This window comes from Massilia sp. Root133, from assembly GCF_001426525.1.
In the GTDB taxonomy this organism is placed as follows: domain Bacteria; phylum Pseudomonadota; class Gammaproteobacteria; order Burkholderiales; family Burkholderiaceae_D; genus Telluria; species Telluria orientalis.
Map to the genome: position 1 here is coordinate 22,331 of NZ_LMEW01000031.1, position 25,962 is coordinate 48,292.

26 protein-coding genes are annotated in these 25,962 nt (G+C 69.8%); 10 read left to right on the forward strand and 16 right to left on the reverse strand.

Annotation, left to right across the window (positions count from 1 at the left end; genetic code table 11):
• Nucleotides 1-2: 2 nt before the first annotated feature.
• On the reverse strand, nucleotides 3-3,014 hold the full coding sequence (locus ASD28_RS18210) for a sensor histidine kinase (RefSeq protein WP_056131156.1): 3,012 nt from the start codon (nucleotides 3,012-3,014) through the stop codon (nucleotides 3-5).
• Between the two features lie 133 nt (nucleotides 3,015-3,147).
• On the opposite strand from ASD28_RS18210, the gene ASD28_RS18215 reads away from it, so the two are divergent.
• The 4 genes from ASD28_RS18215 to ASD28_RS18230 all read left to right on the forward strand — a co-directional run bounded on the left by ASD28_RS18215 (nucleotide 3,148) and on the right by ASD28_RS18230 (nucleotide 5,280).
• Nucleotides 3,148-3,834, forward strand: coding sequence for a hydrolase (locus ASD28_RS18215; RefSeq protein ID WP_056131159.1), 687 nt, complete (start codon nucleotides 3,148-3,150; stop codon nucleotides 3,832-3,834).
• Between the two features lie 96 nt (nucleotides 3,835-3,930).
• Nucleotides 3,931-4,209, forward strand: a complete 279-nt coding sequence (locus ASD28_RS18220) for a XapX domain-containing protein (RefSeq protein ID WP_056131161.1) — start codon at nucleotides 3,931-3,933, stop codon at nucleotides 4,207-4,209.
• Nucleotides 4,193-4,588, forward strand: coding sequence for a response regulator (locus ASD28_RS18225; RefSeq protein ID WP_056131165.1), 396 nt, complete (start codon nucleotides 4,193-4,195; stop codon nucleotides 4,586-4,588). The genes ASD28_RS18220 and ASD28_RS18225 overlap by 17 nt, the downstream gene beginning before the upstream one ends.
• Nucleotides 4,589-4,656: 68 nt before the next feature.
• Nucleotides 4,657-5,280 (forward strand): response regulator transcription factor, encoded by a 624-nt coding sequence (locus ASD28_RS18230; RefSeq protein WP_056131168.1) that lies wholly within the window; start codon nucleotides 4,657-4,659, stop codon nucleotides 5,278-5,280.
• A gap of 2 nt (nucleotides 5,281-5,282) precedes the next feature.
• On the opposite strand, the gene ASD28_RS18235 is transcribed toward ASD28_RS18230, so the two are convergent.
• The 9 genes from ASD28_RS18235 to ASD28_RS18275 all read right to left on the reverse strand — a co-directional run bounded on the left by ASD28_RS18235 (nucleotide 5,283) and on the right by ASD28_RS18275 (nucleotide 16,214).
• Nucleotides 5,283-6,038: a hypothetical protein gene (locus ASD28_RS18235; protein ID WP_056131170.1), complete on the reverse strand. Its 756-nt coding sequence runs from the start codon at nucleotides 6,036-6,038 to the stop codon at nucleotides 5,283-5,285.
• 105 nt (nucleotides 6,039-6,143) lie between these two features.
• On the reverse strand, nucleotides 6,144-6,974 hold the full coding sequence (locus ASD28_RS18240; RefSeq protein ID WP_056132435.1) for an alpha/beta fold hydrolase: 831 nt from the start codon (nucleotides 6,972-6,974) through the stop codon (nucleotides 6,144-6,146).
• Nucleotides 6,975-7,205: 231 nt separating this feature from the next.
• Nucleotides 7,206-7,907: a YoaK family protein gene (locus ASD28_RS18245; protein WP_229412141.1), complete on the reverse strand. Its 702-nt coding sequence runs from the start codon at nucleotides 7,905-7,907 to the stop codon at nucleotides 7,206-7,208.
• A 9-nt stretch (nucleotides 7,908-7,916) separates the two neighbouring features.
• Nucleotides 7,917-9,779: an amidohydrolase gene (locus ASD28_RS18250; protein WP_056131173.1), complete on the reverse strand. Its 1,863-nt coding sequence runs from the start codon at nucleotides 9,777-9,779 to the stop codon at nucleotides 7,917-7,919.
• Nucleotides 9,780-9,803: 24 nt separating this feature from the next.
• On the reverse strand, nucleotides 9,804-10,130 hold the full coding sequence (locus ASD28_RS18255) for a helix-turn-helix domain-containing protein (protein WP_056131176.1): 327 nt from the start codon (nucleotides 10,128-10,130) through the stop codon (nucleotides 9,804-9,806).
• Nucleotides 10,123-12,138, reverse strand: a complete 2,016-nt coding sequence (locus tag ASD28_RS18260) for a sensor histidine kinase (protein WP_156403805.1) — start codon at nucleotides 12,136-12,138, stop codon at nucleotides 10,123-10,125. The genes ASD28_RS18255 and ASD28_RS18260 overlap by 8 nt, the downstream gene beginning before the upstream one ends.
• 130 nt (nucleotides 12,139-12,268) lie before the next feature.
• Complete coding sequence (locus ASD28_RS18265; RefSeq protein WP_056131182.1) at nucleotides 12,269-14,506, reverse strand: molybdopterin cofactor-binding domain-containing protein; 2,238 nt, start codon at nucleotides 14,504-14,506, stop codon at nucleotides 12,269-12,271.
• Nucleotides 14,503-14,961 carry a (2Fe-2S)-binding protein gene (locus ASD28_RS18270; protein WP_056131184.1) on the reverse strand — a complete coding sequence of 153 codons (459 nt, stop codon included), beginning with the start codon at nucleotides 14,959-14,961 and terminating at the stop codon, nucleotides 14,503-14,505. The genes ASD28_RS18265 and ASD28_RS18270 overlap by 4 nt, the downstream gene beginning before the upstream one ends.
• A complete protein-coding gene (locus tag ASD28_RS18275; protein WP_056131188.1) occupies nucleotides 14,958-16,214 on the reverse strand; it encodes a cytochrome c in 1,257 nt (418 codons plus the stop codon). The genes ASD28_RS18270 and ASD28_RS18275 overlap by 4 nt, the downstream gene beginning before the upstream one ends.
• 213 nt (nucleotides 16,215-16,427) lie before the next feature.
• Here ASD28_RS18275 and ASD28_RS18280 point away from each other — a divergent pair, with 213 nt between their 5' ends.
• Nucleotides 16,428-17,384, forward strand: coding sequence for a TIGR03571 family LLM class oxidoreductase (locus ASD28_RS18280; protein ID WP_056131189.1), 957 nt, complete (start codon nucleotides 16,428-16,430; stop codon nucleotides 17,382-17,384).
• On the opposite strand, the gene ASD28_RS18285 is transcribed toward ASD28_RS18280, so the two are convergent.
• Complete coding sequence (locus ASD28_RS18285; RefSeq protein ID WP_056131193.1) at nucleotides 17,365-18,300, reverse strand: LysR family transcriptional regulator; 936 nt, start codon at nucleotides 18,298-18,300, stop codon at nucleotides 17,365-17,367. The two genes, ASD28_RS18280 and ASD28_RS18285, sit on opposite strands and share 20 nt — an antisense overlap.
• Nucleotides 18,301-18,412: 112 nt before the next feature.
• Here ASD28_RS18285 and ASD28_RS31915 point away from each other — a divergent pair, with 112 nt between their 5' ends.
• Nucleotides 18,413-18,577 (forward strand): hypothetical protein, encoded by a 165-nt coding sequence (locus ASD28_RS31915; protein WP_162252945.1) that lies wholly within the window; start codon nucleotides 18,413-18,415, stop codon nucleotides 18,575-18,577.
• A 5-nt stretch (nucleotides 18,578-18,582) separates the two neighbouring features.
• Here the strand turns inward: ASD28_RS31915 and ASD28_RS18290 are convergent, their stop codons facing one another.
• The 4 genes from ASD28_RS18290 to ASD28_RS18305 all read right to left on the reverse strand — a co-directional run bounded on the left by ASD28_RS18290 (nucleotide 18,583) and on the right by ASD28_RS18305 (nucleotide 22,914).
• The gene (locus tag ASD28_RS18290; protein WP_056131196.1) at nucleotides 18,583-19,422 is read right to left on the reverse strand and encodes an alpha/beta fold hydrolase; all 840 of its coding nucleotides are present in this window, start codon (nucleotides 19,420-19,422) and stop codon (nucleotides 18,583-18,585) included.
• A gap of 123 nt (nucleotides 19,423-19,545) precedes the next feature.
• Nucleotides 19,546-20,493 carry a LysR substrate-binding domain-containing protein gene (locus ASD28_RS18295; RefSeq protein ID WP_056131198.1) on the reverse strand — a complete coding sequence of 316 codons (948 nt, stop codon included), beginning with the start codon at nucleotides 20,491-20,493 and terminating at the stop codon, nucleotides 19,546-19,548.
• Nucleotides 20,494-20,526: 33 nt separating this feature from the next.
• Entirely contained in the window at nucleotides 20,527-21,126 is a 600-nt protein-coding gene (locus ASD28_RS18300) for an NAD(P)H-dependent oxidoreductase (RefSeq protein WP_056131203.1), read from the reverse strand.
• Nucleotides 21,127-21,240: 114 nt separating this feature from the next.
• Nucleotides 21,241-22,914, reverse strand: a complete 1,674-nt coding sequence (locus ASD28_RS18305) for an AMP-binding protein (protein WP_056131205.1) — start codon at nucleotides 22,912-22,914, stop codon at nucleotides 21,241-21,243.
• 225 nt (nucleotides 22,915-23,139) lie between these two features.
• Between ASD28_RS18305 and ASD28_RS18310 the strand changes: the two genes are divergently transcribed.
• The 4 genes from ASD28_RS18310 to ASD28_RS18325 all read left to right on the forward strand — a co-directional run bounded on the left by ASD28_RS18310 (nucleotide 23,140) and on the right by ASD28_RS18325 (nucleotide 25,697).
• Nucleotides 23,140-23,841 carry a pirin family protein gene (locus ASD28_RS18310; protein ID WP_056132441.1) on the forward strand — a complete coding sequence of 234 codons (702 nt, stop codon included), beginning with the start codon at nucleotides 23,140-23,142 and terminating at the stop codon, nucleotides 23,839-23,841.
• A 50-nt stretch (nucleotides 23,842-23,891) separates the two neighbouring features.
• A complete protein-coding gene (locus ASD28_RS18315) occupies nucleotides 23,892-24,311 on the forward strand; it encodes a DoxX family protein (RefSeq protein WP_056131209.1) in 420 nt (139 codons plus the stop codon).
• Between the two features lie 80 nt (nucleotides 24,312-24,391).
• Complete coding sequence (locus ASD28_RS18320; RefSeq protein ID WP_056131212.1) at nucleotides 24,392-24,775, forward strand: OsmC family protein; 384 nt, start codon at nucleotides 24,392-24,394, stop codon at nucleotides 24,773-24,775.
• Nucleotide 24,776: 1 nt separating this feature from the next.
• Nucleotides 24,777-25,697: a pirin family protein gene (locus tag ASD28_RS18325; protein ID WP_056131215.1), complete on the forward strand. Its 921-nt coding sequence runs from the start codon at nucleotides 24,777-24,779 to the stop codon at nucleotides 25,695-25,697.
• Between the two features lie 2 nt (nucleotides 25,698-25,699).
• On the opposite strand, the gene ASD28_RS18330 is transcribed toward ASD28_RS18325, so the two are convergent.
• Nucleotides 25,700-25,897: a hypothetical protein gene (locus ASD28_RS18330; RefSeq protein ID WP_056131219.1), complete on the reverse strand. Its 198-nt coding sequence runs from the start codon at nucleotides 25,895-25,897 to the stop codon at nucleotides 25,700-25,702.
• Nucleotides 25,898-25,962 lie beyond the last annotated feature (65 nt).

A 25,962-nucleotide genomic window follows, 5' to 3' on the forward strand; every position in this document is an offset into this window, starting at 1 on the left:
CTCTATGGCTGGCCGGCCGGGACGCCGCCGGCGAGGCGGCGCCACCACGGCCGCCGCGCTGGACGCTCGTACGCCTGGCCGGCGGGCACCGTGAGCGCGACGACCGTCCCACGTTCGGCGCCCGGTCCGATGTCGAGCCGCGCGCCGATCGCCGCCGCGCGCTCGCGCATGCCCGCGAGGCCCCAGTGGCCGGGCCGGGCGGCCGCGCGGATGCCGCGGCCGTCGTCGCGCACCCGCAGTTCGAACGCCTGCTCGCCGTAGGCCACCTCCAGCACGACCTCGTTCGCATGCGCGTGCCGGAACGCGTTCTGCAGCGCTTCGCGGGCGATGAAGCACGTCTCCTGGGCCACGTCGCGGCACAGGGTGCGGCGCTGTCCCTCCACGCGCACGTCGAAGCGTACGCCGAACTGCTCGCCGAGGATGTGACCCAGCGGGACGACGGCGCCAACGAGGTCCTCGGCCGGCGCCGCCGCGCCGCGCAGCGCCGTCAGTTCGTCGCGGCCTTCGCGCAGCGCGTCGCGCGCCTGTTCGAGCGTGCGGTCGATCAGCGGACGGTCGGGGCAGTCCTGCGGCAGCCGGTCGCGCGCGTGCTCGAACAGCATCAGCAGGGCCTGCACGGATTGCATCAGCGTGTCGTGCAAGGTGCGCGCGATGCGTTCGCGTTCGCTCGCGCGCTCCTGCAGCAGGCGGCGCAGTTGCAGCGTGACCCGGCGCAGGCGCAGCCGGTACAGCAGCCACGCGCCCAGCGCGAACAGCGCGGCGCACAGCGCCTTGAACGGCGCGCCCTGCACGAACGTGGGCGCGATCGTGACGTCGAGCGCGGCGCCCGTCGGGTTCCACACGCCGTCCTCGTTGGCGGCGCTGACGGCGAAGCGGTAGCGGCCCGGCCCCAGGCGCGTGTAATAGGCCGTGCGGCGCGGGCCGGCGTCGCGCCAATCGTCGTCGACGTCTTCCAGTTTGTAGCGGAAACGGACCCGTTCCGGCATCGTGAAGCTGGGGGCCGTGTAGGCGATCTGCAGGTCGCGCGTGCCGGCCGGCAGGATCAAGCCGCCCGCCGCGTCGAGCGTGCGTCCGCCGGCGGACACGCTCGTGATGTGCACGGGCGGCGCCAGCCGGTTGCGGGGCAGGCGGGCCGGGTCGATCCACGCGGCGCCGTCGGTGCCGTACAGCCACAGGCGGCCGTCGGGCGTCTCCAGCAGGCTCGATTGCCCCGAACGGAACTGGGCGATGCCGGGATAACCGTCGATGGCGTCGAACAGGTCGTACGTGGCAATGGTGCGGGCCGGCGCGCCCAGGAATGCGCGCCACTGCGCGGCCGGGATGCGTACGAGGCCGCGGCTGCCGTTCAGCCACAGGTCGCCGTCGGCGCGCAGCAGCATGCCCGTGATGCCGGCGAGCGCCTGCGGGTCGGCCAGGCGCACCGGAACGAAGCGGCCGCCGGCGAGCATGGACAAGCCTTTGTCGCCGGCGGCCAGCAGCACGCCGCCGGCGTCCATCACGCGTCCCACGACGCCGACGTCGAGGCCGTCCGCCATGCCGTAGCGCCTGGTCTTCCCGTCGCGCAGGGCGACCACGGTGCTGTCGCGGTAGCCGAACCACAAGGTACCGTGCGCGTCACGCGCCATGCTCACCGGGAGCTCGTCGGACAGGCCGAATGCACGCGCCGGCGCCCAGCGGCTGCCGTCCCAGCGGTACAGCCGGTCGTAGGCGAACCCGGCCCACAGTCCCGTGCCGTCGTCGAGCATCGTGCGCACGCCGCCGTCCATGGCGGCCTGCGGCACGCTGTCCGGGAACGGGATGCGGATCGTCGTGCCGCCCTTGCGCCGCTCGATGACGCCGCGGCGTGCCACCAGCAGGGCGCCGTCGGCGGCGGTGGCCAGCACCTGCACGTCCCGTTCGGGCCGTTCGACGAGGCGGATGCCGTCGTGCATCCACAGGCGGGGCTGGCGGATGAACTCGGCGCTCGCCCACAAGCGGCCGGCATCGTCCAGGGCCAGCGAGACGTTGGCATACCCCGGCGGCAGCCCCGCCGGAACGACCCGGTCGCGCCGGAAGCGGTCGACGCCGCGCCGCGTGCCGAGCCAGACGTTGCCCTCGCGGTCCTCGAACATGGTCATCGCATCGCCGCTGGTCAGGCTCGCGGGCGCACGTTCGCCGGGATCGGTGCGCGGGTGCACGACGTCGGTGCGCGCCAGCGCGGCCGGTCCCAGCCGGTAGAGTCCGACCCCCGCATGCCACAGGTTGCCGTCGCGGTCGAAGATGGCGTCGAACGAATACGACGTCGTCCACCAGTCGCGCGGGTGCGGCGGGGTGGCCAGGCGCTCGGGCAGGCGCGTGATCTTGTCCAGGTACCACAGCCACAGGTGTCCATCCGGGGCGGACATGATGTTGAAATGCTGGCCCGTGAGGCCGGTCGGCACGAAGCGGTCGACGCCGGGGTCGCGATAGAACAGCGCGTTCTCGGTATTCACCCACAGGCGCCCGGAAGGATCGCGCCGCAGGCCTTCCGAGGTGCCGTCGAGTCCCCAGTCCGCGCCGATCTTGCGCCAGCGGCTGCCGTCGAGCATGAACAACCCCTTGCTCGTCGCGGCCCACGTGCGTCCGCGCTCATCCGCCACGACGGAGTAGACGCCGCCGGGCTCGTAACCGTCGGCCTCGGCATAATGGCGCAGGCGGCCGTCGCGAAACACCGACAGGCCGTTGAAGCGGTACCCGATCCACAGCGACCCGTCGGGAAACGCGCGCACCGTCGCGATCACGTTGGACAGCAGGGGCACGCCGCCCAGCGACCGGATGTGCTCGAAGCGGACGCCGTCGAAGCGGTACAGGCCGGACGGCGTGGCGAACCACATGAAGCCGTCCCGGTCCTGCGTCATCTCCCACACGTCGCCCGGCATGCCGTCCTTGCTCGTCCAGGCGTCGTGGTGCAGCTGGGCGATGGAAAGCGTGGGGTCGAGCGCGTGCGCGCTGCCAGACAACAGCGCGAGGAGGAGGACGATGGCGGAACGGAACATTGACCGGATTGTAAAGCACGCCGTGCCTGTGCGCCTATACGAACGGATACTGGCAATGGAGGAGGGGCGGGACTACCATGGCCTGGCCGGTGCACCACCAACCATCTTTTCATCCCTCCCAGAGGATCATCCCATGAGCAATCCAAAACTCGAAGTGCTGACGCCGCAGAACAGCCAGATCATCTTCATCGATCACCAGCCGCAGATGGCTTTCGGCGTGCAGTCCATCGACCGCCAGGTCCTGAAGAACAACACCGTCGGCCTCGCCAAGGCGGCCCGCACGTTCAACATCCCGACGACGATCACCACCGTCGAGACGCAAGGCTTCTCGGGCTATACCTACCCGGAACTGCTGGACGTGTTCCCGAACCAGCCCATCCTCGAGCGCACCTCGATGAACTCGTGGGACGACCAGAAAGTGCGCGACGCGCTGGCCGCCAACGGCCGCAAGAAGATCGTCGTCGCCGGCCTGTGGACGGAAGTCTGCAACACCACCTTCGCCCTGTGCGCGATGCTGGAAGGCGGCTACGAGATCTACATGGTGGCGGACGCCTCGGGCGGCACGAGCAAGGAAGCCCACGACTACGCCATGCAGCGCATGATCCAGGCCGGCGTCGTGCCGGTGACCTGGCAGCAGGTGCTGCTGGAGTGGCAGCGCGACTGGGCGCACAAGGACACCTATGACGCCGTGACCGGCATCGCCAAGGAGCATTCGGGCGCGTACGGCATGGGCATCGACTACGCGTACACGATGGTGCACAAGGCACCGCAACGCGGCACCACCAGCCACGAAACGCTGGCGCCGGTACCGGCACGCTGATTTTTCGCGCGCGCCGGCCATCCCGGTGCGTGCGTCCGCGGCTCCGGCGCCTATCCGCGCCGGGGCCGCTCCCGCCATTCATCCACAGGGGGATGCATGAAGTTCTACCTGGTTTCCTTGGCAGTCGGCCTGCTGGTCGGCTGCATCTATGCATTGCTGGGGGTCCGTTCCCCCGCGCCGCCGGCGATCGCGCTGATCGGCCTGTTCGGCATGCTCGTGGGCGAGCAGGCCGTGCCCATCGCCAAGCGCCTGATCTCGGGCGAGCCCGTCACCGTGTCCTGGTTCCGCAGCGAGTGCGTGACCCGCATCAGCGGCGTGACGCCGCCCCCGCCCGCACCGACGGACAACAAGGCCGGCCATGATCGCGCAGCCTGACGGCAGCCAGCCGGTGCTCGTGGTGGACGACGACGACACCGTCCGCACCGGCATGCTCGGCCTGCTGCGCGCGGCCGGCTACGCGGCCGAGGGCTATCCGAGCGCCGCCGCCGCGCTGGACGCCTGCGACCCCGTGCGCGCCCACTGCGCCGTGCTCGACATCCACATCGGCGAGCCGGACGGCTTCGCGCTCGGACAAAGCCTGCGCGCGCTGGCGCCGAGCCTGCCCGTCATCTTCATCACGGGCGACGACGACCCCGCACTCGTGCACCGCGCGGGCGTGGTCGGCGCGCTGACGCTGCTGCTCAAGCCGGTCGACGCCGACTGCCTGCTGGCGCTGATCGATTCGATCCCGGTGCCGCCGGACGCCGTCCGGTGACGGCGGCCCCTCCGCACAACCCGGTGTTTTCCGCTATGCTTGCGTCTGCAACAGACGAGGAGGCAGGCATGGGCGAGCGGATGGTGATGGTGGTGGACGACGATGCGAACGTGCGTTCCGGCCTCGAGGACCTGCTCGAGGCGGAGGGGTACGACGTACGCGCGTTCGCCGACGCGGCCGACTTCCTCGTGCAGCCGGCGCCGCCGGTGCCGGCCTGCCTGATCCTCGACATGCAGATGCCGCAGCTGGACGGCATGAGCGTACTGCAGCACATGGCCGAGCGCCACCTGGCGCTGCCCGTCATCTTCCTGACCGGCCACGGCACCATCCCGCTGTCCGTGGCCGCGATGAAGGCCGGCGCCAACGAATTCCTCACCAAGCCCGTCGATCCGGACGCGCTGCTGGCCGCCGTCGACGAGGCGCTGGCCAGCGATGCGAGCCGTATTGCGCAGCGGAGCGAAGTCGACGAACTGGCGCGCCGCCACGCCCAGCTCACGCCGCGCGAGCGCGAAGTGTTCGGCCTCGCCATCGGCGGGTTGTTGAACAAGCAGATCGCGGACGAAATGGGTATCAGCGAGATCATGGCCAAGGTCCACAAGCGCAACCTGATGCAGAAGATGCAGACGCGCACCCTGGCCGAACTGGTGCGCATGGCCGAGAAGCTCGGCATCGCGAGCGTGCGCAGCCGCTGAGCCTACCTGTCGACCGGCGTCGCGACCACCGCGCCGTCCGGGCCGAGCTCGAACGTCACGCGGGCGTTCTTGAACAACATCCTCCGGAAGATCGACCTGTTCAGGTACGCCGGGGTGCCGTAATCCGGGGGCGCTTCAATATCCTCAAGTCCGTATTTTTCCATGACGCCGACCGTGGCAGTCCACCATTCGGTATCGTAGTGGAGGGGCTGGGCCCCGAGCAGGACGAGCGCGCCGTCGAATCCGATTTCCTTGAAATACGCTGTCTCCAGGTCGCGCACGTCCGCGACCGTCGAGTAGCGCCTGAGGGCCGCGACGGCGAACCTTGCGTAGGGATCGGGGTCGGGCCGCATCGCCAGCGCGACCTGTCTGCGGTACTCGTCCAGCGCTTCGGTGAATTCCCATGCCTGCACGCCGCCATGCCACATCACGACACTGTCGGGCGCGATGATCTTGTGCCTGCCGGCGGCGAATACGTAATTGGCGCAGGCGGATGCGCAGAAGAAATTGACCCGCACGTCCGCATGTTTCTGTCGCACCCACCTGCCCAGCTTGATGCCGGCGTCGAGAATGCCACCAAGCGAGGAAATGGACAGCTGCGTCACCGGCTTGTCGTCGTTCGAGCGGATGAATTCGTCGACCGCCTTGACCGTCAACGGGCCACTGTAGCGGACCTCGTCGGCGGCTGCCGGCAGGGATGCGAGACACGACGCGGCGGCGCAGATCGCGACGCGCCGGAACAGGGAAAGAGGGACCATGCCGGTGTTGGATATCGATAACATATCTGATTGTACCGGCAGTGGCGGCCTGGAGGCTCACACAATGTCACGTGATCCGGCGCGGGGCCGGACCACGTTCACACGTCAACCCTTGATAAAGGCGAGGATGTCGGCGTTGATCACGTCCGCATGCGTCGTCGGCATCCCGTGCGGGAAACCTTTATAGGTCTTCAGCGTACCTTTCTGCAGCAGCTTGGCGGACAGCACGCCGGAGTCGGCGTACGGCACGATCTGGTCGTCGTCGCCGTGCTGGACCAGCACCGGCAGCGTGATCTTCTTGAGGTCCGCCGTGAAGTCGGTCTGCGAGAACGCGACGACGCCGTCGTAATGGGCCTTGGCGCCGCCCATCATGCCCTGGCGCCACCAGTTCTGGATGATGCCTTCCTGCGGCTTCACGCCCGGGCGGTTGAAGCCGTAGAACGGGCCGGACGGCAGGTCGCGGTAGAACTGCGCGCGGTTCGTCGCGACCTGCTGCTGGATGCCGTCGAACACGTCCTTCGGCAGGCCGCCCGGGTTCGCCGCGGTCTTGACCATGATCGGCGGCACGGCCGCGATCAGCACGGCTTTCGACGCGCGCGACTGGCCGTGGCGGGCCAGGTAGCGCACGACTTCGCCGCCGCCCGTCGAGTGGCCGACGTGGATCGCACCCTTCAGGTCCAGGTGTTCGACGACGGCCGCGAGGTCGTCCGCGTAGTGGTCCATGTCGTGACCGGAGCCGACCTGTGTGGAGCGGCCGTGGCCGCGGCGGTCGTGCGCGATCACGCGGAAGCCGCGCTGCACGAAGTACATCATCTGCGAATCCCAGTCGTCGGAGCTCAGCGGCCAGCCGTGCGAGAACACGATCGGCGTGCCGCTGCCCCAGTCCTTATAGAAGATGTCCACGCCGTCCTTCGTGCGTACGTAGCTCGACGTCATGCGGGCAGCGCCGCCTTTCGCCTCGGTCGCGGCCTGGGCCGGGCCGGCGGCGGCCAGCATGGCCAGGGGCAGCGCGGCGGCGCCGCCCAGCATGCTGCGGCGCTTGGCGTTCATATCGTTCATATCGTTCATATCGTTTTCCCTTTCGTTTGGTGTTGTTGTGATGAACCGATGTTCCGTCGCTACGATGCCCGATGCGAGCGCTAAAAACCACTCGCCGGAATGCAGGGATTACGCTGTCGCCGATGCCGCTTCCAGTGCCGGCCAGTCCAGCAGCACGAGCCACGCGAGCAGCACGAGCGCCGGCATGAAGCACCAGAATCCGAACGCCATCCACGCCATGCCGCCCGCGACGCAGCCGAGCGCGAATGCGAGCACGGGCCAGAAGAACTTCACGAAGCGCGCCTTGACGGCCGGCGTGGCGCGGCCCGTGGCCAGGTCCGTCATGTCGATCAGGAGTTCCGTCACGTTGCCGGTCATGACCGTGGTGGGCGCGATGCGGCCCAGCTGCAGCTTGCCGACGGCGTTCTGCACGCCCATCGCCGCGGCGCCCAGCATGCCGGTCACGAGGACCAGCGGCGCTTCCGGACCGGCCAGCGGCGACGCCGCCAGGCCCGCGATCGTGAACAGCGCCAGCAGCACGAACTGCATGCCCAGCAGCGGGCGGGCCGGATTGTCGCCCAGGCGCGCGCAGCGCACGTCCATCAGGCGCGCCACGACGACGCCGGCCGCGAACGCGGGAATCGCGAGGAATTTCAACGGCAGCACGCCGGCGTGCGACGGCCGCGCGAGTTCGCTGCCGATGAGGACGAAGTTGCCCGTCACGTGCGCCGTGAACAGGCCGAACAGGCCGACGAACGCGGACGTGTCGATGTAGCCGGCCAGCAGGCCGAGGCCGACGCCGAGCGTCAGGTCACTGGGTTTCATGGACATGGTCTCTCCTCAGAACGCAAAACAGCTGCAGCCGAACGCGCCCCAGAACGCGCTGAAATCCGACACCGGCACGTCCGACTTGCGCGCGCGGTCGTGCGCATGCGCGTGGACGGAGCACGCGCCGCGGCACTGGTGCGGCAGTGTCGCGGCGACCGGTTGCTGGACGGGGCGGTAGTGGCCCGGCACCTTCGCCACGGGCGACCACTCGGGCAGCACGGGAATCGTGGGCGGCGCGAGCTTGTCGAACGCGCCCTGGCCGAACACGATGTGGCCGCCCACGACGGTCAGCACGGATTCGATGGCCTTGATCGCGTCCTCGTCCACGCGGAAGTAGTCGGCGGACAGCACGGCCAGGTCGGCCAGCATGCCTGCCTGGATGCGGCCCTTCTGCCCCTGCTCGCTGGAGAACCAGGCACTGCCCGCGGTCCACAGTTCCAGTGCGGTGTGGCGGTCGAGGCGCGACCCCGTATCGTACAGGCGCAGGCCGCCGACGGTGCGGCCGGAGACGAGCCAGTACAGCGCCGTCCATGGGTTGTAGCTGGCCACGCGGGTGGCATCCGTGCCGGCGCCGACGGGCACGCCGGCGTCCAGCATGCGCTTGATCGGCGGCGTCGATTCGGCCGCCTTCGCACCGTAGCGGTCGACGAAGTATTCGCCCTGGAAGGCCATCCGGTGCTGGATCGCGATGCCGCCGCCCAGCGCTTTCACGCGCTCGATGTTGCGCGGGGTGATGGTCTCGGCGTGGTCGAACATCCAGCGCAGGCCGTTGAACGGGATCTCGCGGTCGACTTTTTCGAACACGTCCAGCATGCGCGAGATGGATTCGTCGTACGTCGCGTGCAGGCGGAACGGCCAGCGGCTCGACACGAGGTGGCGCACCACTTGCTCGAGTTCATCCTCCATGCCGGCCGGCAGGTCCGGGCGCGGTTCCAGGAAGTCTTCGAAGTCGGCGGCGGAAAACACGAGCATCTCGCCGGCGCCGTTGTGGCGGTACCAGTCGGTGCCCTGGCCCGGCGTCACCATCTCCGTCCACGTCTTGAAGTCGTCGAGTTCCTTGCCCTTGTTCTGCGTGAACAGGTTGTAGGCGATGCGGATGGTCAGCTGGTCTTGCGCGGCCAGCTGTTCGACGACCTGGTAATCCTCGGGATAATTCTGGAAACCGCCGCCCGCGTCGATCGCGCTCGTGAGGCCGAGGCGGTTCAGTTCGCGCATGAAGTGGCGGGTCGAATTGATCTGCTGCTCCAGCGGCAGCTTCGGGCCTTTCGCCAAGGTCGCGTACAGGATCATCGCGTTCGGGCGCGCGATGAGCATGCCGGTCGGGTTGCCGGCGGCGTCGCGCACGATTTCTCCGCCCGGCGGGTTCGGCGTCGTCTTGTCGTAGCCGACGGCGCGCAGCGCGGCGCGGTTGAGCAGGGCGCGGTCGTACAGGTGCAATACGAACACGGGCGTGTCGGGCGCCGCCGCGTTGAGTTCTTCCAGGGTCGGCATGCGCCGTTCCGCGAACTGGAATTCGTTCCAGCCGCCGACCACGCGCACCCACTGCGGGTTCGGGGTGCGGTCGGCCTGCTCCTTCAGCATGCGCAGCGCGTCGGCCAGCGACGGCACGCCTTCCCAGCGCAGCTCGAGGTTGTAATTCAGGCCGCCGCGGATCAGGTGCAGGTGCGAGTCGTTCAGGCCCGGGATGACGGTGTGGCCGTCCAGGTCGATCACGCGGGTCGTGTCGCCGCGGTGGCGCATGACGTCGGCGGCGTCACCCACGGCGACGAAGCGGCCGTCGGCGATGGCGACGGCGTCCGCCTGCGGGTTGGACCGGTCCAGCGTGTGGAAGCGGCCGTTGGTGAGGATCAGGTCGGCGATGGCGGGTAGGTTCATGGTTTCCTCCAGAATGTCAATATATTACTGCGCGCGGCTGTACTGCAACGGCGACAGGCCCGTGCTGCGGCGGAAGCTGCGGCAGAAATGGCTCTGGTCGGCGAAATGCAGCAGCATGGCGATTTCGCACACGCTGTGGCGGCGGTCCAGCAGCAGCCGGCGCGCGTGCTCGATGCGGCGCCGCATCAGGTAGCGCATGGGCGGGTCGCCCGTCGTGGCGCGGAACAGGCGCGAAAAATAATGGCGCGACAGGCCCGCGTGGCCGGCCAGGTCCGCCAGGGTGAGCGGCTCGGTCAGGTGGTCGTCGATGTAGCGGCAGACACGTATCACGGGGGCGGGATTCTCAGGCATGGTCGCGGCTTTCCGAGGGTGGCACGACACTGGCGATGCTGCGCACGGGCAGCACGACGCGGAACAGCGCGCCGTGCGGCTCGGCGGCCGTGTATTCGATGCGGCCGCCGTGCGCCTCGACGATGGCGCGGCTGATCGACAGCCCGACGCCCGTGCCGTGCGGCTTGGTCGAATACAGGGCGTCGAAGATGCGCTCGCGGTCGGCCGGCGCGATGCCGGGGCCGTTGTCGCGCACGCGCAGCTCGACCAGCGCGGGGCCGGCCGGCACGGATTCCAGCACGATGCGGCGCGGCCGGTCGCTGACACAAGCCAGCGCCTCGATCGCGTTCAGCAGCAGGTTGATGAGCACCTGCTGGATCTGGGCGCGGCTGGCGTGGATCTGGCGTTCCGGCAGCAGCAGGCGCGTCTCCAGCTGCACGTTCTGGCGCACCATCAGTGCGCGCAGCAGTTGCGCCACTTCGCCGACCGCCGTGTCGAGTGCGAACATGCTGGCGGCTTCGCCCTCGCGCCGCGCGAGGCCGCGCACGCTGCGCACGATGTCGCCGGCCTGGCGGCCGCAGGCCGTGATCTGTTCCAGCGCTTCCAGCGCGCGCGTCGTGTCGGGCTGGCCGCGGCGCAGCCAGCGCCGGGCGGCCGCCGCGTGCAGCAGGATCGCGGCCAGCGGCTGGTTGACTTCGTGCGCGATCGTGATGCCGAGTTCGCCGACCGTGCCGGCACGGGCGGCGCGCGTCTGCTGGTCGTGGTCGGGCGCGGCGGGCGTCGCGTCCCAGGCCTGCATCAGGTCGCGCACGCGGCCGTGCGCGCCCCAGTCGCGCCAGGCGTTCAGCGCGAGCTTGCGGTAGCCCGGCAGCGCGCCAGCAAGGCCGTTGCGGGCGCACAGGCCGGCGGCGCCTTCCCAGGCCAGTGCGGCAATCCACGCCTGGCCGGCCGACTGGGCCTGCGCGGCGGCGCGTTCGTAGGCGGTGAGCGCCCGGCCGGCCCCCACGGCATCCTGTTCGACCGCGAGCGCGAGCAGCGCCATCGCGCCGGCGACGTCGGACGCGCGCCGGGCCCAGGCCTGCAGGGCGCGGCGATGGACGCGCAGCGCGGCCGTGGCGCCCGGCACATGGTCGAGCCGCGCCAGCGTCAGCGCACCGAACAGGTGATACGGCAGCAGCTCGCACGGGGGCGTGAGCGGCGTGACGAGCTGGCGGGCGGCGGCCAGCGCCGCACGCGCGGCGCCCGTGTCGCCGCGCAACCAGGCGGCCTGCAGGCTGCCGAGCCAGCACCCGAACTGCATTGCGTCGGCGGGCACCGTCGGCAGGTATGGCGTGCGCGGGCCGTCCGCGAGCGCGCGGAACAGGGCGATGCGACTGTCCAGCTGGCTGGTGGCGACGGAAACGTTGCCAAACGGGACCGACTGACGGATGGCGTCGGCGTAATGGAGCAGCTCGGCCAGCGGCGCGCCGCACAGCAGGCGCACGCCCGTCCACAGCACGGCGTTGCGGGCCAGCGTGTCCGGGCGGCCGGCTTCCAGGCGGCAGGCCTCGGCCTGCAGCAGCGCCGCTTCGCGCAGCGGTGCGCAGCGGGACAGGATGAGCGTGGCGTGGGCGCGCAGCACGGCGCCGGCGACGGCGCGCGCATCGTCATGGCGGGCGCGCACGGCGCAGGCGTCGGCCAGCAGCATGGCGCGGCGGCCGCCCCGGAAGCGGTCGAGCGCGACGGCCGCCAGCAGCACGGCGGCCAGCAAGGTCGCATCGCGCGGGCCGTCCAGCAGCGCGCGCCGGATCTCCGCTTCGATCAGTGCGCCGGGCAGGCGGCCGGCGTTGAAGGCATCCTGCAGCGCGTCGGCGAGCAGCGGGTCGGCGGCCAGCACGGGAGCGTCGGCCAGCGTGGGCATGCCGGCGGCGCACAGCAGCTGCCAGGCGCGCCGGCAGGCGGCGATATGGGGCTCGGACGCCGCGGCGCCGGCGTCGAGCGGGGCGGGCGGGGCACAAGCAGGTTCGTTAGGTACGGTGGTTCGATTCATCTGCGCGCTCAAGAGTGCCGCCGGCGGGAATTGGGCCGGAGCTGAACCAGTATCGCGGCCTTGTAGGACAATCCCCTCATACGAAAGGATGATCGATGCGGGTCTTGAATGCATGGCGAGCATCTCGGCCTCAGGCGGGGAAGGGCCGCCCGAGCAGCGGCAGGTCGTGGCGGCGCGCGCCGGTCGCGTTGGCCAGGCCGTTCGCGAGCGCGGCCGCCATCGGGCCCTGAGCGGCTTCCGCCACACCCAGGAAGGGTAGGCCGGGCTGGTCCAGCAGGTCGACGTCGATCCGCTCCGGCACTCCGGAAAAGCGCAGGATCGGGTACGTGCTCCAGTCCATGCTGGCGATGCCGTCCGGGCCGTAGCGCAGCTGTTCGTGCAGGGTCCAGCTCGCGGACTGGATGATGCCGCCTTCGAGCTGGTTGCGCGCGCCGTCCGGATTCACGACCTGGCCGCAGTCGGCGGCGCACGCCACGCGGACGATGCGCACGGTGTTCTTGTCCTTGTCGACGGCCAGTTCCAGGGCGATCGCGACGTAGGCCATGATGTTCTTGTACTGGCCGAAGCCGAAGCCGTAGCCGTGCCCCGGCGCCGGCTTTGACTTGCCCCAGCCGAAGCGCGCGGCCGCCTTTTCGATGACGGCGCGGGCGCGCGGCTCGCTCCCCAGGTGGTCGAGGCGCAGGCGCACGGGGTCGACGCCCGCCAGCTGCGCCAGCTGGTCCATCGTCCCTTCGATCGCCGTGATGTTGATGTGCGCCCCGAGCGAGCGCATGGCGGAGCTGCGCAGCGGCGTCACCGGCAGAAAATGGTTCACGACGCGGGCGTTCGGGATGGCGTACAGCGGCAGGGCATTGCGGTCGCCGCCGCCTTCGGGCATCGGCATCGGCTGCGACGGCGACGGCGCGATCGGCTGCGCCAGCAGCCACGCGGGGACCAGCTTGCCCGCATTCCCGGGCCGTTCGTTGTGCGAACCGCTCCACAGCGCGTAATCCCAGTGCGAGATGCGGCCCTGGCCGTCGAGCGCCGCGCGCACGGTCGTCACCATCGCGGGGGCGTACGGCTCCCACAGGTTTTCCTGGTCGCGCATCAGCTGCACGCGCACGGGCGCGCCGGGCACGGCGCGCGCGAGCAGCGCGGCATCGGCCGCCACGTCGTCGGCGCCGTTCTGGCCATAGCAGCCCGACCCCTCCGTGTGGATGCAGCGGACTTTATCGAGCGGCATGCCGGTCAGCTCCGCCAGCGCGGCCCGGAGGGGATACACGCCCTGCGTGTGCGTCCAAACGGTCAGCATGTCGCCGTCCAGCCGGGCGACGGCGCACGATGGCCCGATCGAGCCGTGCATCACGTACTGCTTCGTGTAGCGGGCGGAGACGCCGGGGCCGGCCGCCGGCGAGTTCACCTTGCCGCGGTCGAGGATCGTGATGCTCTGCGCGGGCAGTCCCTGCAGGGTCGCGTGGATGGCGTCCGCCTGCGGCAGCGGCGCGCCGCCCTGCCACTGCGCGTTCGCGGCCAGCGCGTTCATCGCCTGCACGGCGCGCCATTCGCCGTCCGCCAGCACGGCCAGGTAGTCGCCGTCGCGCACGACGTGGCGCACGCCCGGCAGGCGCCGGACGCCATCGAGGTCGGCGCGCACGAGCTTCGCGCCCGGACGCGGCGGCCGCACGACGCGGGCGTGCAGCATGCCGGGCAGGCGCATGTCCTGCACATAGGCCACGCCGCCCGTGACTTTCGCCGGGATGTCGAAGCGGGCGAGCGGCTTGCCGATCAGGCGGTAGCGCGCGGGCGGCCGCAATGGCGACGTCTCGCTGGCCGCGCGGTGCAACCCGGCCGCGTCGAGACCGCGCAACGCCTCGCCGTAGTGCATGCTGCGGCCGTCGGGGCCGACGGCGCGGCCGGCGCGCAGGAAGACCGTCTCCGGCCCCACGCGCCATTGCGCCGCCGCGCCCTGGCGCAGCAGTGCCGCCACCTGGCTCGACGCATGCAGCAGTGCGCTGCCGCTGTCGGCCATCGTGTGGCTGCCGGCCGTGAACCCTTCGTTCGGCGTGCGCGCCGTGTCGCCCTGCACGAACTCGATGTCGCCCGGCTGCAGTTCCAGCTGTTCGAGCGCGACCTGCGCGAGCGCCGTGCGCACGCCGGTGCCCAGTTCGACCTTGCCGCTGAAGACCGTCACCTTGCCGTCAGGCGCCACGCGGATCCACGCGTCCAGGAACGGCGTGCGCTGCAGGCTGCCGGCCAGTTTGGCATTGGCGACCGGCGGCACGCCCATCCCATTGAATTCGGCGCGCGCGGCACGGGGCAGCAGCGCGAAGGCGAGGACGAGGGCGCCCCCTTCGAGGAAGGCGCGGCGGCCTTGATTGACTTCATTCATGCGGGTTCTCCCGCCGCGGCGCGGATGGCCGCAAGGATGCGGTGGTGGGTGCCGCAGCGGCACAGGTTCGGTTCCATGTGGCGGCGGATTTGCTCGTCGGTCGGATGCGGCACCTTGTCGAGCAAGGCCTGCGCCCGCACGATCATGCCGGCGATGCAGTAGCCGCACTGCGCGGCCTGGTGCTCGATGAACGCTGCCTGCAGCTTGCCGGGCCGGGCGGCGCTGCCGAGCCCCTCCACGGTGCGTACCTTGCGCCCCGCACAGGCGGCCAGCGGCGTCACGCAGGAAAACACGGGCTTGCCGTCCAGCTGGACGGTGCAGGCGCCGCACTGGCCCATGCCGCAGCCGAACTTGGCGCCGTTCAGGTTCAATTCATTGCGCAGCACGTACAGCAGCGGCGTGGCGGGATCCGCGCGCAGCTCGTGCGCGCGGCCGTTGACTTCGATCTTGGTCATGGTTGCATCTCCTTGCGCAGCTTCGCGCTGGCGGCGGCCACGCCGGGCCAGGCGGGACGGCCGGCGCCGGTGCGGACCCACGCGGCCAGCTCGGCGACCTGGGCGTCGGACAGCACGTCGGCGAACGGCGGCATGTAGGCGGCAGCCGCGCCACCGGGCGCGGGGCGTTCCCACGGGATCCCGTGCAGCACGGTCTGGATGAAATTGGATGGATCGTCGCCCAGCACGGCGCTGCTGCGGTCGAGACCCGGCCGTCCGCCCAGGCGCATCATCGGTGCGGCCGGCGTGTGGCAGCCGGCGCAGGCGGCCGCGAACAGGGCGGCGCCCGACGTCCCGGTTTGTGCCGCGGCGGGGACGGCCGCCGCGGCGGCAGGCTGCTGGATCGTCATCAGGTAGGCGGCCATCGCCTCGACGTCCGCGCGCGGAACGCCGGCGAGGCGCTCGGTCACGGGCCGCATCGGCCCCTTCGCGGCTCCGTGTGCGAGCGCCAGGCCGCCCTGCAGATAATCGGCGAGTTCGGCGCGCGTCCACGGCGCGCTGCCTTGCGCGAGGCGAGTGAGCGCGGGCGCATGCCAGCCGTCGACGGTGCCGCCCTGGAACGCGGGACTGCGCTCCCCGCCCAGCACATTCATGCCGCTGTGGCAGGACGCGCAATGGCCGAGCGTATCGACGAGGTAACGGCCCCGCTCGACCTGGCCCGTGCCGGGCGCGGCACCGTCGCCGGGACGCAGATACAAGGCATTCCAGAACGCGAGCAGGGGCCGGAAATTCAGCGGGAACGCGAGGTCGTTGTCCGGCTGTTTGACGCGCACCGGCGGGCGCGACATCAGCCAGGCGTAGGCCAGTTCGATATCCTCGTCGGACATCCTCGTGTAATGGATGTAGGGGAAGGCGGGATACAGCAGGTGGCCGTCGCGCGCCACGCCTTCGCGCAGGGCGCGCTTGAACGCGGCGCTGGTCCAGCGGCCGATGCCCGTCTCGGGATCGGGCGTGATGTTGGTGCTGTAGATGATGCCGAACGGCGTCTTCAAACCGAGGCCGCCGGCATAGGCGGGACCATCGGGTGCGGTATGGCAGACCATGCAGTCGCCCAGCGCCACGACGCGCGCGCCGGCCGCGAGGACGGCGGGAGAGAGTGGTGGCGGAGGAGCGGCGGCGGGCGCGATGGCTTCCGGGCGGGTCCAGGCATACAGGCCGCCCAGAACGACGGCCACGAAGGCCGTGCCGGCGGCGGCGAGGGTGCGCAGTCTCATCGTGGGTTCCTTGATTCAGTTGCGGCGATTGTCGATTCCTGCCGCCCCATCGTCTAGTTATACAAAGGGATACGCGAAGGGCTAGCGGCAGGCCGTCACTGTAGCGCCGGACCGCCCGGTCGATTGATGCTTTTGGCGCAAGAGTGTCTTGCGCGGCAGGCGCCGGCGCGCGCGCCGCCGACGCGGTATGCTGGGCGTTCGCAGGAGATATCCATGACCGATACCGCTTACAACCACGCCTGGCACCGCGTGCTGGGCGCGCGCCACCTCACGCTGGGCCTGATGACGCCTCTCGCACGCGCGTCCGGCGCGCCGGCCGACATCGCGCGCGAGACGGCGCTTGCCGCCCGTGCCGATGCGCTCGGCATCGCCGCGCTGTGGACCCGCGACGTGCCGCTGATCGTCCCGCAGGGCAGCACGCGGGAAGCCGCGGTGCTGGACGATCCGTTCATCTGGCTGACGCTGCTGGCAGGCGCGACGGCGTCCGCCGCATTGGGCACAGCCGCCGCGGTGCTGCCGCTGCGCCATCCGCTGCACGTGGCCAAGTCCGCGTGGTCGCTGGACCGGCTGAGCGGCGGCCGCTTCATCCTCGGCCTCGGCTCGGGCGACCGGCCGGAGGAACTGGCGCCGTTCGGTGTCGACAGCGCGCCGGAAGTCCTGTTCCGCGAGCGCTGGCAGACGCTCGCCGCCGCGCTGTCGACGGATGCGCGGGTGCGTGCGGACCTGCTCGAGGACACGGGCGGCTACGCGCCGACACCGCTGCCCACCGCGCGCATCCCGCTGCTCGCGGTGGGCACCGCGCGCCAGTCGCTGCAATGGATCGCGGCGCACGCGGACGGCTGGGCCACGTACCACCGCGAGGAAGCGCGCCAGCAGGGCCGCATCGCGCTGTGGCAGCGGGCGCTGGAAGAGCGCGCCGGCAGCGTGGCGAAACCGTTCGTGCAGTCGCTGCAACTGGAACTGCTGGCCGACCCGGACGCGCCCGCGGAAGCGCTGGAACTGGGCCTGCGCGCCGGCCGCCGCGCGCTGCTGGGCTATTTCGAGCGGATGGCGGCGCTGGGCGTGGCGCACATGCTCGTCAACCTGCAGGGACCGCGGCCCGTCGAGGAGCAGGTCGAGGAACTGGGGCGCGAGATCGTGCCGCGGCTGCCTACGCTGGCGGTGCGCTAGGGTGGTCGCCCAGGTCCTGCGCCGCGAGATGTTCGGCCAGCAGGTCGACGAAGGCACGGATCTTCGTCGAGTTGCGCCGGCTCGCGGGATACAGCGCGTACAGCCCGACGTCCATCGGGCCCGGATTGACGCGGTAGCCGGGCAGCACCTGTACGAGCGTGCCTGCGCGCAGGTCGCGCTGCACGAGCCAGCGCGCGAGCATGGCGATGCCGAGGCCGCCCAGCGCAGCCTGGCGCAGTACTTCCGAATTATTCGCGTGAACGACGCCGCGCACCTCGACGTCTTCCGCGTCGGCGTTCGAATCGTCGGCCTGCAGGCGCCATGTGCGGCGGCCCGCGCCGAACGCGAACTGCAGGCAGTCGTGCGCCGCGAGGGCGATCGGCGTCTCCGGTGCGCCATGCGCGGCCAGGTAGGCCGGGCTCGCGCACAGCACGCGGTCGTGGGCGGCGAGCTTGCGGGCGACGAGGTTCGATTGCGGATCGAGGCTGCCGATGCGGATGGCCACGTCGATCGCTTCGTCGACGAGGTTGGCGGGCGCGTCGTCCAGGCGCAGGTCGAGCGTCAGGCGCGGGTGGCGCGCGCGCAGCGCGGGCAGGATCGGTGCGACGTACAGGGTGCTGAAGGTGACGGGGGCCGCCACGCGCAGCACGCCGGCCGCGCCGTCCGCCGCCGCTTCGTCGGCCGCGTCCAGGCGTTCCAGGATGCGCAGGGCTTCCTCGTAGTACGTGCGGCCCGCGTCCGTCAAGGTGACGCTGCGCGTGGAACGGTTGAGCAGCACGGCGCCGAGGCGGCCTTCGAGGGCGTCGACGAGGCGGGCGACGGACGACGTGACGAGGCCGAGCCGGCGCGCGGCGGGCGAGAAGCCGCCGGTGGCGGCGACGGTGCAAAAGGCTTTCAGTTCGGCGAAGCGGTCCATCTTATCCTCGGCGTGTGTGTTTTTCGGTACTCATACCAAAGGATACTGTCCCGTGCGCGAATATGCGCCTACCATGATTTCATGATCGATGTGGCGGCTTGAGGAGGCGATGATGCGTTACTACCTGACGTTCGCGATGCTGGGCCTCCTGATGGGCGGCCTGTGTATCGTGCTGGAAGTGCATACGGCGGCGCCGGCCGTCGCGATGATGGGGTTGTTCGGCGCCAGCGACGCGCCGGCGCCCGCGCCCTGCGCGGACGCGGCGCTGCCGGCGTGATTGCATCAGGAGCGCAGGAACGCGAGCAGGTCGGCGTTCAGGCGGTCCTTGTGGGTGAAGGCCAGGCCGTGCGGGCCGCCTTCGTAGACGACCAGGCGGCCCTGCGGCAGGATCTCGACGGCGCGGCGCGCGGTGGTGTCGATCGGGACGATCTGGTCGTCGCTGCCGTGGATGACGAGGGTCGGGATCGTCATCTTCTCGAGGTCTTCCGTGAAGTCCGTTTCCGAGAACTGCTTGATGCATTCATACGCGGCGCGCACGCTGCACTGCATGCCCTGCAGCCAGAACGTGTCGCGCGCGCCCTGCGAATCCTTGGCGCCTTCGCGGTTGAAGCCGTAGAACGGGATGCTCAGGTCCTTGAAGAACTGGGCGCGGTCGGCCTGCACGCCGGCGCGGATGCCGTCGAACACGGACATCGGCACGCCGTTCGGGTTCGCGTCCGACTTGGCCATCTGCGGCGTCACGGCGCCCACCAGCACGGCGCGCTTGACGCGGCCGGTGCCGTGGCGGCCGATGTAGCGCGCGACTTCGCCGCCGCCGGTCGAGTGGCCGACGTGCGTCACGTCGGTCAGGTCCAGCGCTTCGACCAGCTGCGCCAGGTCGTCCGCGTAGTCGTTCATGTGGTTGCCGTGCCAGGGCTTGCTCGACAGGCCGTGGCCGCGGCGGTCGTGGGCGATGACGCGGTAGCCGTGGTTCGCCAGGAACATCATCTGGTCTTCCCAGGCGTCGCCCTGCAGCGGCCAGCCGTGGCTGAACACGACGGCGGGACCGTGGCCCCAGTCCGTGAAGTGGATGATGGTCCCGTCGCGGGTCGTGATGGTATTGGCGGTGCGGGTGATGGTCATGGCGTGTCCCTTCAGGTTGGTGGCTGGAAGCCGGAAGGGACAGCGCGCGCCGCCGCATCCGGACCCGGACATTGTCGGGAGCGGCGCGCGGGCGGTCTAGTCATACGAACGTATAGGTTTTGCTTACCCGGCGGTATCGGGTGTTGCCTTCTCGACCGGGCAGTTGAGGGCCAGCATGCGCTCTACCGGCGACGACGTCCGCATGCGCTCGCGCCACCACTTCAGCGCGGCGCCTTCCTCGCCCGTGCGCCACGCCATGTACAGCGTCTCGTCCGGCTTCGGTTCCTCGACGTCCTTCTGCACGAGGCGGCCGGCCGCGATGTCGGCGCGGGCCCAGGCCTCGGGCAGGAAGCCGAAGCCGAGGCCCGCCAGCTGGAATTCGTACTTCGTCTGCATGTCGGGCACGGTCAGGGTGTCCTGGCCGAACAGCAGGCCTACCGTGCGCGCCTGCAGCAGCCGGACGGAGTCGGCGACGGACACCGCGCGGTGCGCCGTCAGCTCCGCCTTGCCCAGCCGATGCCGGACCCTGGCCAGCGGGTGGGACGGCGCGACGACGAACACGAACGACATCGTCCCGAGCGGTTCGGCCGTGTAGCCGCCGCCGGACGGCCCTTCGCCGGCCGCGCCCACGAGCAGGTCGACGCGGCGGTCGAGCAGGCTTTCCCACGTGCCGGACAAGGCTTCGCGCACGATGCGCAGCCGGGTCTGGTCGGCCACTTCATAGAAGGCGCGGATGTCGTCCTGCAGGCCGAGCGGGGCGAGGGCGGAGTCCATGCCGACGGTGAATTCGGTCTCCCAGCCGGAGGCCACGCGGCGCACGCGGCTCTCCAGATCGCCCGCGGCCTTGAGCAGGTAGCGGCCTTCCTTCAGCAGCTCTTCGCCGGCCGGCGTGAGGACGACGCGCGGGCCGAAGCGTTCGAACAGCTGCACGCCCAGGTCGTCCTCCAGCTTGGAGACGGTGTACGAGATCGTCGACGGCACGCGATACAGTTCCTTCGCGGCGGCCGAGAAGCTGCCGCGGCGGGCGATGGTGTCGACGGTGAGGAGGGCGTCCAGGCTGAGTCTGAGCATGTGCGGGCAATCGAGGGCGAAGGGCGCATCGTATCAGGCGCGCGCCCACTTCGACAACGTCCTTCCGATCCGGGCGCGGAACGCGTGCACCTGATCCGGCGCGAGCGACTCGGCCCGGTACAGCGACAGCATCCCGAACCGGCACTGCGGCGCGCACGTGCCCAGCAGCGCCGTCTTCAGCACGCGTTTCACGGGCTGGCGCAGGACGAAGCGGTCGACCCACCACGGCGAGCCGAGCGACGTGATCGCGAGCGCATGGCGCAGCTTGTCCAGGCGCGGCCGGATCGGCCCCAGGTCGCCGGCGTGGTCGTAGGCGACGCCCGGCGCCCACACGCGGTCGAACCAGCCTTTCAACATGGCCGGGAAACCGAACCACCAGGTCGGGAACACGAGCACGAGGGCCTCGGCGGCCTGCAGGCGCGCGATGTGCGTTGCGGCGGCGTTCGTGTCGAACACGGGCGCGTAGTAGCTCGCGCGTTCCGTCGCCGTCAATGCGGGCGCGAAGCCGGCGCCGTACAGGTCGTCGACGACCACGTCGTGGCCATGGGCGGTGAGGGTGGAGATGGCGTGCTGCGCCAGCGCGCGGCACAAGCTGTCATGGACGGGGTGGGCGATCACGACGAGACACTTCATGAATGACTTCCTGAGGAGTAAGAGCTGTCGCCCCCGCGGAGGCGGGGGCCTGATTTTGCGAGCGGCAACGCAGCGCGTGCAAACTTGGGTTCCCGCCTGCGCGGGGACGACGTGCTAAGTGTGCAGGCCCAATTCATCGGCTGCTTCCTTGCGCAGCATGAACTTCTGGATCTTGCCGGTCACCGTCATCGGAAACCCGTCCACGAACCGGATATAGCGCGGGATCTTGTAGTGCGCGATCTGCCCCTGGCAAAAGGCCCGGATCTCGTCCGCATCCGCGTGCTCGCCCGGCCGCAGCACGATACACGCGCACAGCTCCTCGCCGTATTTCGGATCGGGCACGCCCACGCACTGCACGTCCAGCACCTTCGGGTGGCGGTATAAAAACTCCTCGACCTCGCGCGGGTAGATGTTCTCGCCGCCGCGGATCACCATGTCCTTGGCGCGGCCCACGATGCGGCAATAGCCGTCCGCGTCCAGCGTGGCGAGGTCGCCCGTGTGCATCCAGCCGGCCGCATCGATCGCTTCGCGCGTGCGTTCGTCGTCGCCCCAGTAGCCGAGCATCACCGAGTAGCCGCGCGTGAGCAGCTCGCCGGTGTCCCCGCGCGGGACCACGCGGCCGTCCGCGTCGACGATCTTGACTTCCAGGTGCGGGTGGATCCGCCCGACCGTGCCGACGCGGCACGCGAGCGGGTCGTCGACCGACGTCTGGAAGCTGACGGGCGACGTCTCCGTCATGCCGTAGGCGATCGTGATCTCGTCCATGTGCATCTGCCGGATCACGCGCTGCATGACTTCCATCGGGCAGGGCGAGCCGGCCATGATCCCCGTGCGCAGGCTGCCCAGGTCGAACGATGCGAACTCGGGATGGTCCAGCAACGCGATGAACATCGTCGGCACCCCGTGCAGCGCCGTGCAGCGCTCGGCCTGCACGGTCGCCAGCACCGCGCCTGCATCGAAACCTTCGCCGGGATAGACCATCGCGGCGCCGTGCGTCATGCACGCGAGGTTCCCCAGCACCATGCCGAAGCAGTGGTACAGCGGGACGGGGATGCACAGGCGGTCGCGTTCCGTCAGGCGCATCGCCTCGCCGATGAAGAAGCCGTTGTTCAGGATGTTGTGGTGCGTGAGCGTGGCGCCCTTCGGCGCGCCCGTCGTGCCGGACGTGAACTGGATGTTGACCGGATCGTCGAACTGCAGGGTGCGCGCCACGTCGTGCAGGCGCGCCATGTCGGCCGGGGTCGCGCATTGCGCCACGGTGTCGAAGTCCAGCATGCCCGGTGTCGATTCGTGACCGAGCCGGATCACGTGGCGCAGCTCGGGCAGCTTCGCGCTGCGCAGTTCGCCGGGTGCGGCGCCATCGAGTTCGGGCACGAGGTCGCGCAGCATGCCGAGGTAGTCGCTCGACTTGAAGCCGGGGGCGAGGATCAGCGCGCGGCAGCCGACCTTGGCCAGCGCGTATTCCAGCTCGGCGCGGCGGTAGGCCGGATTGATGTTGACCATGACGAGGCCGGCCTTGGCGGTGGCGAACTGCGTGAGCACCCATTCCGCGCGGTTCTGCGACCAGATGCCGATGCGGTCGCCGGGGTCCAGGCCGAGGCCCAGCAGACCGGCCGCGAGCCGGTCCGCGCGTTCGCGCAGCTGGCGCCAGCTCCAGCGCACGCACTGGTGCGGGATGACGAGCGCATCGCGGTCGGGATAGCGCTCGGCGATGCGGTCGAGGTGGACCCCGACCGTGTCGCCGATGAGGGGGAGCGAATGCGCTCCGTGGACGTAGCTGGCTTGCATCTGTGTCTCCTGTTTATCCCTTGCGACACAGTGTAGCGTCCCGCATTGCGGGTGACTATCGAAAAAATCGATCATAGACCATAAAACAACTCGTTTTTCTTCTTGCCCGGCACCGCCCATAATGCTTTCCATGGCAACGCGCTTTCGACGGCAGCGAGTCGACAAGGAAGCGCAGTGTGTTCGAAGAGTTCGAACACGGAACTTTACAATCACAAGGAGAACATCATGCTGAAAGTACGTAAAAGCTCGGACCGCGGTGTCGCCAGTTTCGGTTGGCTGCGCTCGCAGCACACCTTCTCGTTCGGTCACTACCACGACCCGGCGCACATGAATGTCGGCCCGCTGCGGGTGATCAACGAAGACCGCGTGGCCGCGGGCCGCGGCTTCGATCCGCACAGCCACAAGAACATGGAGATCATTTCCTACGTGCTGGACGGTGCGCTGGAGCACAAGGACAGCATGGGCAACGGTTCGGTCCTGCGCTACGGCGACGTGCAGCGCATGAGCGCCGGCACGGGCGTCACCCACAGCGAGTACAACCACTCGGCGACCGAACCGGCGCACTTCCTGCAGATCTGGGTGATCCCGGCCGAGGCGGGCGGCGAGCCGGGCTACGAAGAGAAGCACTTCGACACCGACAGCAAACGCGGCACGCTGCGCCTGATCGCGTCGAACGACGGCCGTGACGGTTCCGTCTCGCTGCGCCAGGACGCCGCCATCTACGCGACGATCCTCGACGGCGGCGAGCGCGCCGACCATGCGCTGCTGCCGGGCCGCCAGGCCTACGTGCAAGTGGCGCGGGGCAGCCTGACCGTGAACGGCTGCGCCCTGGAAGCCGGCGACGCCGTCCAGGTCAGCGAAGAGGCCGTCGTGGCGCTGTCGGACGCGAAGGATGCCGAAGTGCTGCTGTTCGACCTGCCGGTCTGAACCTGGTGAACATTGACGAGTCAAACGCAACGATATTCAAGGAGAAGATCATGGAAACCACTAAACTGTATCCCGTCGGCCGCGCCCTGGTGGGCGCCCTGTTCCTCGCATCGGGCATCAACAAGATCATCGGCTTCGGCTACGTGGCCGGATGGATGAACAGCCTGGGCATCCCGGCGGCCGGGTTGCTGCTGGCGGGCGCGATCCTGCTCGAGGTCGGCGGCGGACTCGCGCTGGTTACCGGGATCCAGGCGAAATATGCGGCGCTGGCGCTCGCGCTGTTCACGGTGCCCGTCACCCTGATCTTCCACGGCTTCTGGCATGTGGACGCGGCCGAGTTCCAGAACCAGCTGAACCACTTCCTGAAGAACGTGGCGATCTTCGGCGGCCTGCTGGCCCTGTTCGACGTCGAACGCCAGCGTGAGACGAGCGCCGCACGAGTGAATGTCCTGCGCAGCCGCGCTGCCTGACACGAGTACAATCAGTCCGCGACCTGGCGCACACGGGTGGCGGACATCCACGCAAACGAAAGAGACGAGGAGAACGAGCCATGGAAGTGACGACGCATCGCGGCACGGGGCCGCTGCAGCAGGTGATCGAGATCGGCCCACACCGCATCCTGACGGACGTGAAGCCGGAATTCGGCGGCGAGGACAGTGGCCCGGAACCGCACGACATCCTGGCCGCAGCGCTGGCGGCCTGCACGACGCTCACCGTGAGCCTGTACGCCAAGCGCAAGGGCTACCCGCTGGACGAAATCAAGGTCTCGATCAAGCATGGCCAGGAGGGCGCGGCCTATGGCCTGCACCGCACGATCGAATACATCGGCGCGCTGGACGACGAGACGAAGGCGCGGCTGACCGACATCGCCAACAAATGCCCGGTGCACAAGACGCTGTCGGGCACCATCCAGATCACCACGGAGGCTATCTAGCATGGACGCGTTCGAACACGAAAGCCTGGAAACCATCGTCGTTCCCCGCACGCACGACCTGGGCGGCGGCTTCGAAGTGCGGCGCGCGCTGCCGCACAAGGACCGGCGCATGGTGGGCCCGTTCGTCTTCCTCGACCAGATGGGGCCGCACGTCTTCCACGCGGGCGAGGGCATCGACGTGCGGCCGCATCCACACATCGGCCTGGCCACCGTCACGTACCTGCTGGACGGCCAGATCCGCCACCGTGACAGCCTCGGTACCGTGCAGGACATCAAGCCGGGTGAGGTGAACTGGATGACGGCCGGGAAGGGCATCGTCCACTCCGAGCGCACCGGCCCGGACGTGCGCGCCGCCGGCTCCAACCTGTTCGGCCTGCAGTGCTGGGTGGCGCTGCCGAAAGACAAGGAAGAGTGTGATCCCGCCTTCGCGCACGTCGGCTCGCAGGAGCTGCCGATCCTCGACGGCGACGGCGCCACCGCCCGCATCATCGCCGGCAGCTATTTCGGCAAGCGCTCGCCCGTGTCCGTGCAATCGCCGCTGTTCTACGTCGACCTGGCGCTGCAGCCGGGCGCGCGCCTGACGCTGCCGGCCGAATATCCGGAACAGGCGCTGTACGTGGTCGACGGCACGCTCGACCTGGGCCGCGATGGCCGCTTCGAACAGGGCCAGCTGCTCGTGCTGAAACCGGGTGCGACGGTCACGCTGGCGGCGACCGAGAACCGGGGCGCACGCGTGATGCTGCTGGGCGGCGAGCCGATGGATGGCCCGCGCTACCTGACGTGGAATTTTGTGTCGAGTTCGTCCGACCGCATCGAGCAGGCCAAGGAAGACTGGAAAGCCCAGCGCTTCCCGCAGGTACCGGGCGAGACGGAATTCATTCCCTTGCCCGATCTGCCGGGCCGGCCGGTCCGCTATCCCTGAGCTTAGCCCTGGGCGTCCGCGCTGCGCGGCGGCGGCACCGCATGGCGCCGCTCGTCCGGGCGCGTGAGCACCCGCATCGCAATCTCGAACGGCACGCCCAGCGACGCCAGTGCGCGCGCGGGCGAGCGGTTCTGTTCCTGGGCCTCGTGGATCGTTGATTCGATCATGAGGGCGGTCTTGTAGTCGCTTCGTCGTTCCATCGTTCGATGCTAACACGAAGGCTGCGTGCCCGGTCGTAAGACAGTGGTGGCGCGCATGACGATCC

What these genes read in the sequence shown, in the direction of transcription:
- ASD28_RS18230 (WP_056131168.1), top strand. Translation starts at nt 4,657, where the DNA reads ATGGGCGAGCGGATGGTGATGGTGGTGGACGACGATGCGAACGTGCGT.
- ASD28_RS18320 (WP_056131212.1), top strand. Translation starts at nt 24,392, where the DNA reads ATGGAAGTGACGACGCATCGCGGCACGGGGCCGCTGCAGCAGGTGATC.
- ASD28_RS18305 (WP_056131205.1), bottom strand. Translation starts at nt 22,914, where the DNA reads ATGCAAGCCAGCTACGTCCACGGAGCGCATTCGCTCCCCCTCATCGGC.
- ASD28_RS18240 (WP_056132435.1), bottom strand. Translation starts at nt 6,974, where the DNA reads ATGACGTCGAGCTACGTACGCACGAAGGACGGCGTGGACATCTTCTAT.
- ASD28_RS18300 (WP_056131203.1), bottom strand. Translation starts at nt 21,126, where the DNA reads ATGAAGTGTCTCGTCGTGATCGCCCACCCCGTCCATGACAGCTTGTGC.
- ASD28_RS31915 (WP_162252945.1), top strand. Translation starts at nt 18,413, where the DNA reads ATGCGTTACTACCTGACGTTCGCGATGCTGGGCCTCCTGATGGGCGGC.
- ASD28_RS18315 (WP_056131209.1), top strand. Translation starts at nt 23,892, where the DNA reads ATGGAAACCACTAAACTGTATCCCGTCGGCCGCGCCCTGGTGGGCGCC.
- ASD28_RS18280 (WP_056131189.1), top strand. Translation starts at nt 16,428, where the DNA reads ATGACCGATACCGCTTACAACCACGCCTGGCACCGCGTGCTGGGCGCG.
- ASD28_RS18310 (WP_056132441.1), top strand. Translation starts at nt 23,140, where the DNA reads ATGCTGAAAGTACGTAAAAGCTCGGACCGCGGTGTCGCCAGTTTCGGT.
- ASD28_RS18275 (WP_056131188.1), bottom strand. Translation starts at nt 16,214, where the DNA reads ATGAGACTGCGCACCCTCGCCGCCGCCGGCACGGCCTTCGTGGCCGTC.
- ASD28_RS18255 (WP_056131176.1), bottom strand. Translation starts at nt 10,130, where the DNA reads ATGCCTGAGAATCCCGCCCCCGTGATACGTGTCTGCCGCTACATCGAC.
- ASD28_RS18265 (WP_056131182.1), bottom strand. Translation starts at nt 14,506, where the DNA reads ATGAATGAAGTCAATCAAGGCCGCCGCGCCTTCCTCGAAGGGGGCGCC.
- ASD28_RS18270 (WP_056131184.1), bottom strand. Translation starts at nt 14,961, where the DNA reads ATGACCAAGATCGAAGTCAACGGCCGCGCGCACGAGCTGCGCGCGGAT.
- ASD28_RS18325 (WP_056131215.1), top strand. Translation starts at nt 24,777, where the DNA reads ATGGACGCGTTCGAACACGAAAGCCTGGAAACCATCGTCGTTCCCCGC.
- ASD28_RS18245 (WP_229412141.1), bottom strand. Translation starts at nt 7,907, where the DNA reads ATGTCCATGAAACCCAGTGACCTGACGCTCGGCGTCGGCCTCGGCCTG.
- ASD28_RS18250 (WP_056131173.1), bottom strand. Translation starts at nt 9,779, where the DNA reads ATGAACCTACCCGCCATCGCCGACCTGATCCTCACCAACGGCCGCTTC.
- ASD28_RS18235 (WP_056131170.1), bottom strand. Translation starts at nt 6,038, where the DNA reads ATGGTCCCTCTTTCCCTGTTCCGGCGCGTCGCGATCTGCGCCGCCGCG.
- ASD28_RS18225 (WP_056131165.1), top strand. Translation starts at nt 4,193, where the DNA reads ATGATCGCGCAGCCTGACGGCAGCCAGCCGGTGCTCGTGGTGGACGAC.
- ASD28_RS18210 (WP_056131156.1), bottom strand. Translation starts at nt 3,014, where the DNA reads ATGTTCCGTTCCGCCATCGTCCTCCTCCTCGCGCTGTTGTCTGGCAGC.
- ASD28_RS18330 (WP_056131219.1), bottom strand. Translation starts at nt 25,897, where the DNA reads ATGGAACGACGAAGCGACTACAAGACCGCCCTCATGATCGAATCAACG.
- ASD28_RS18260 (WP_156403805.1), bottom strand. Translation starts at nt 12,138, where the DNA reads ATGAATCGAACCACCGTACCTAACGAACCTGCTTGTGCCCCGCCCGCC.
- ASD28_RS18285 (WP_056131193.1), bottom strand. Translation starts at nt 18,300, where the DNA reads ATGGACCGCTTCGCCGAACTGAAAGCCTTTTGCACCGTCGCCGCCACC.
- ASD28_RS18215 (WP_056131159.1), top strand. Translation starts at nt 3,148, where the DNA reads ATGAGCAATCCAAAACTCGAAGTGCTGACGCCGCAGAACAGCCAGATC.
- ASD28_RS18295 (WP_056131198.1), bottom strand. Translation starts at nt 20,493, where the DNA reads ATGCTCAGACTCAGCCTGGACGCCCTCCTCACCGTCGACACCATCGCC.
- ASD28_RS18220 (WP_056131161.1), top strand. Translation starts at nt 3,931, where the DNA reads ATGAAGTTCTACCTGGTTTCCTTGGCAGTCGGCCTGCTGGTCGGCTGC.
- ASD28_RS18290 (WP_056131196.1), bottom strand. Translation starts at nt 19,422, where the DNA reads ATGACCATCACCCGCACCGCCAATACCATCACGACCCGCGACGGGACC.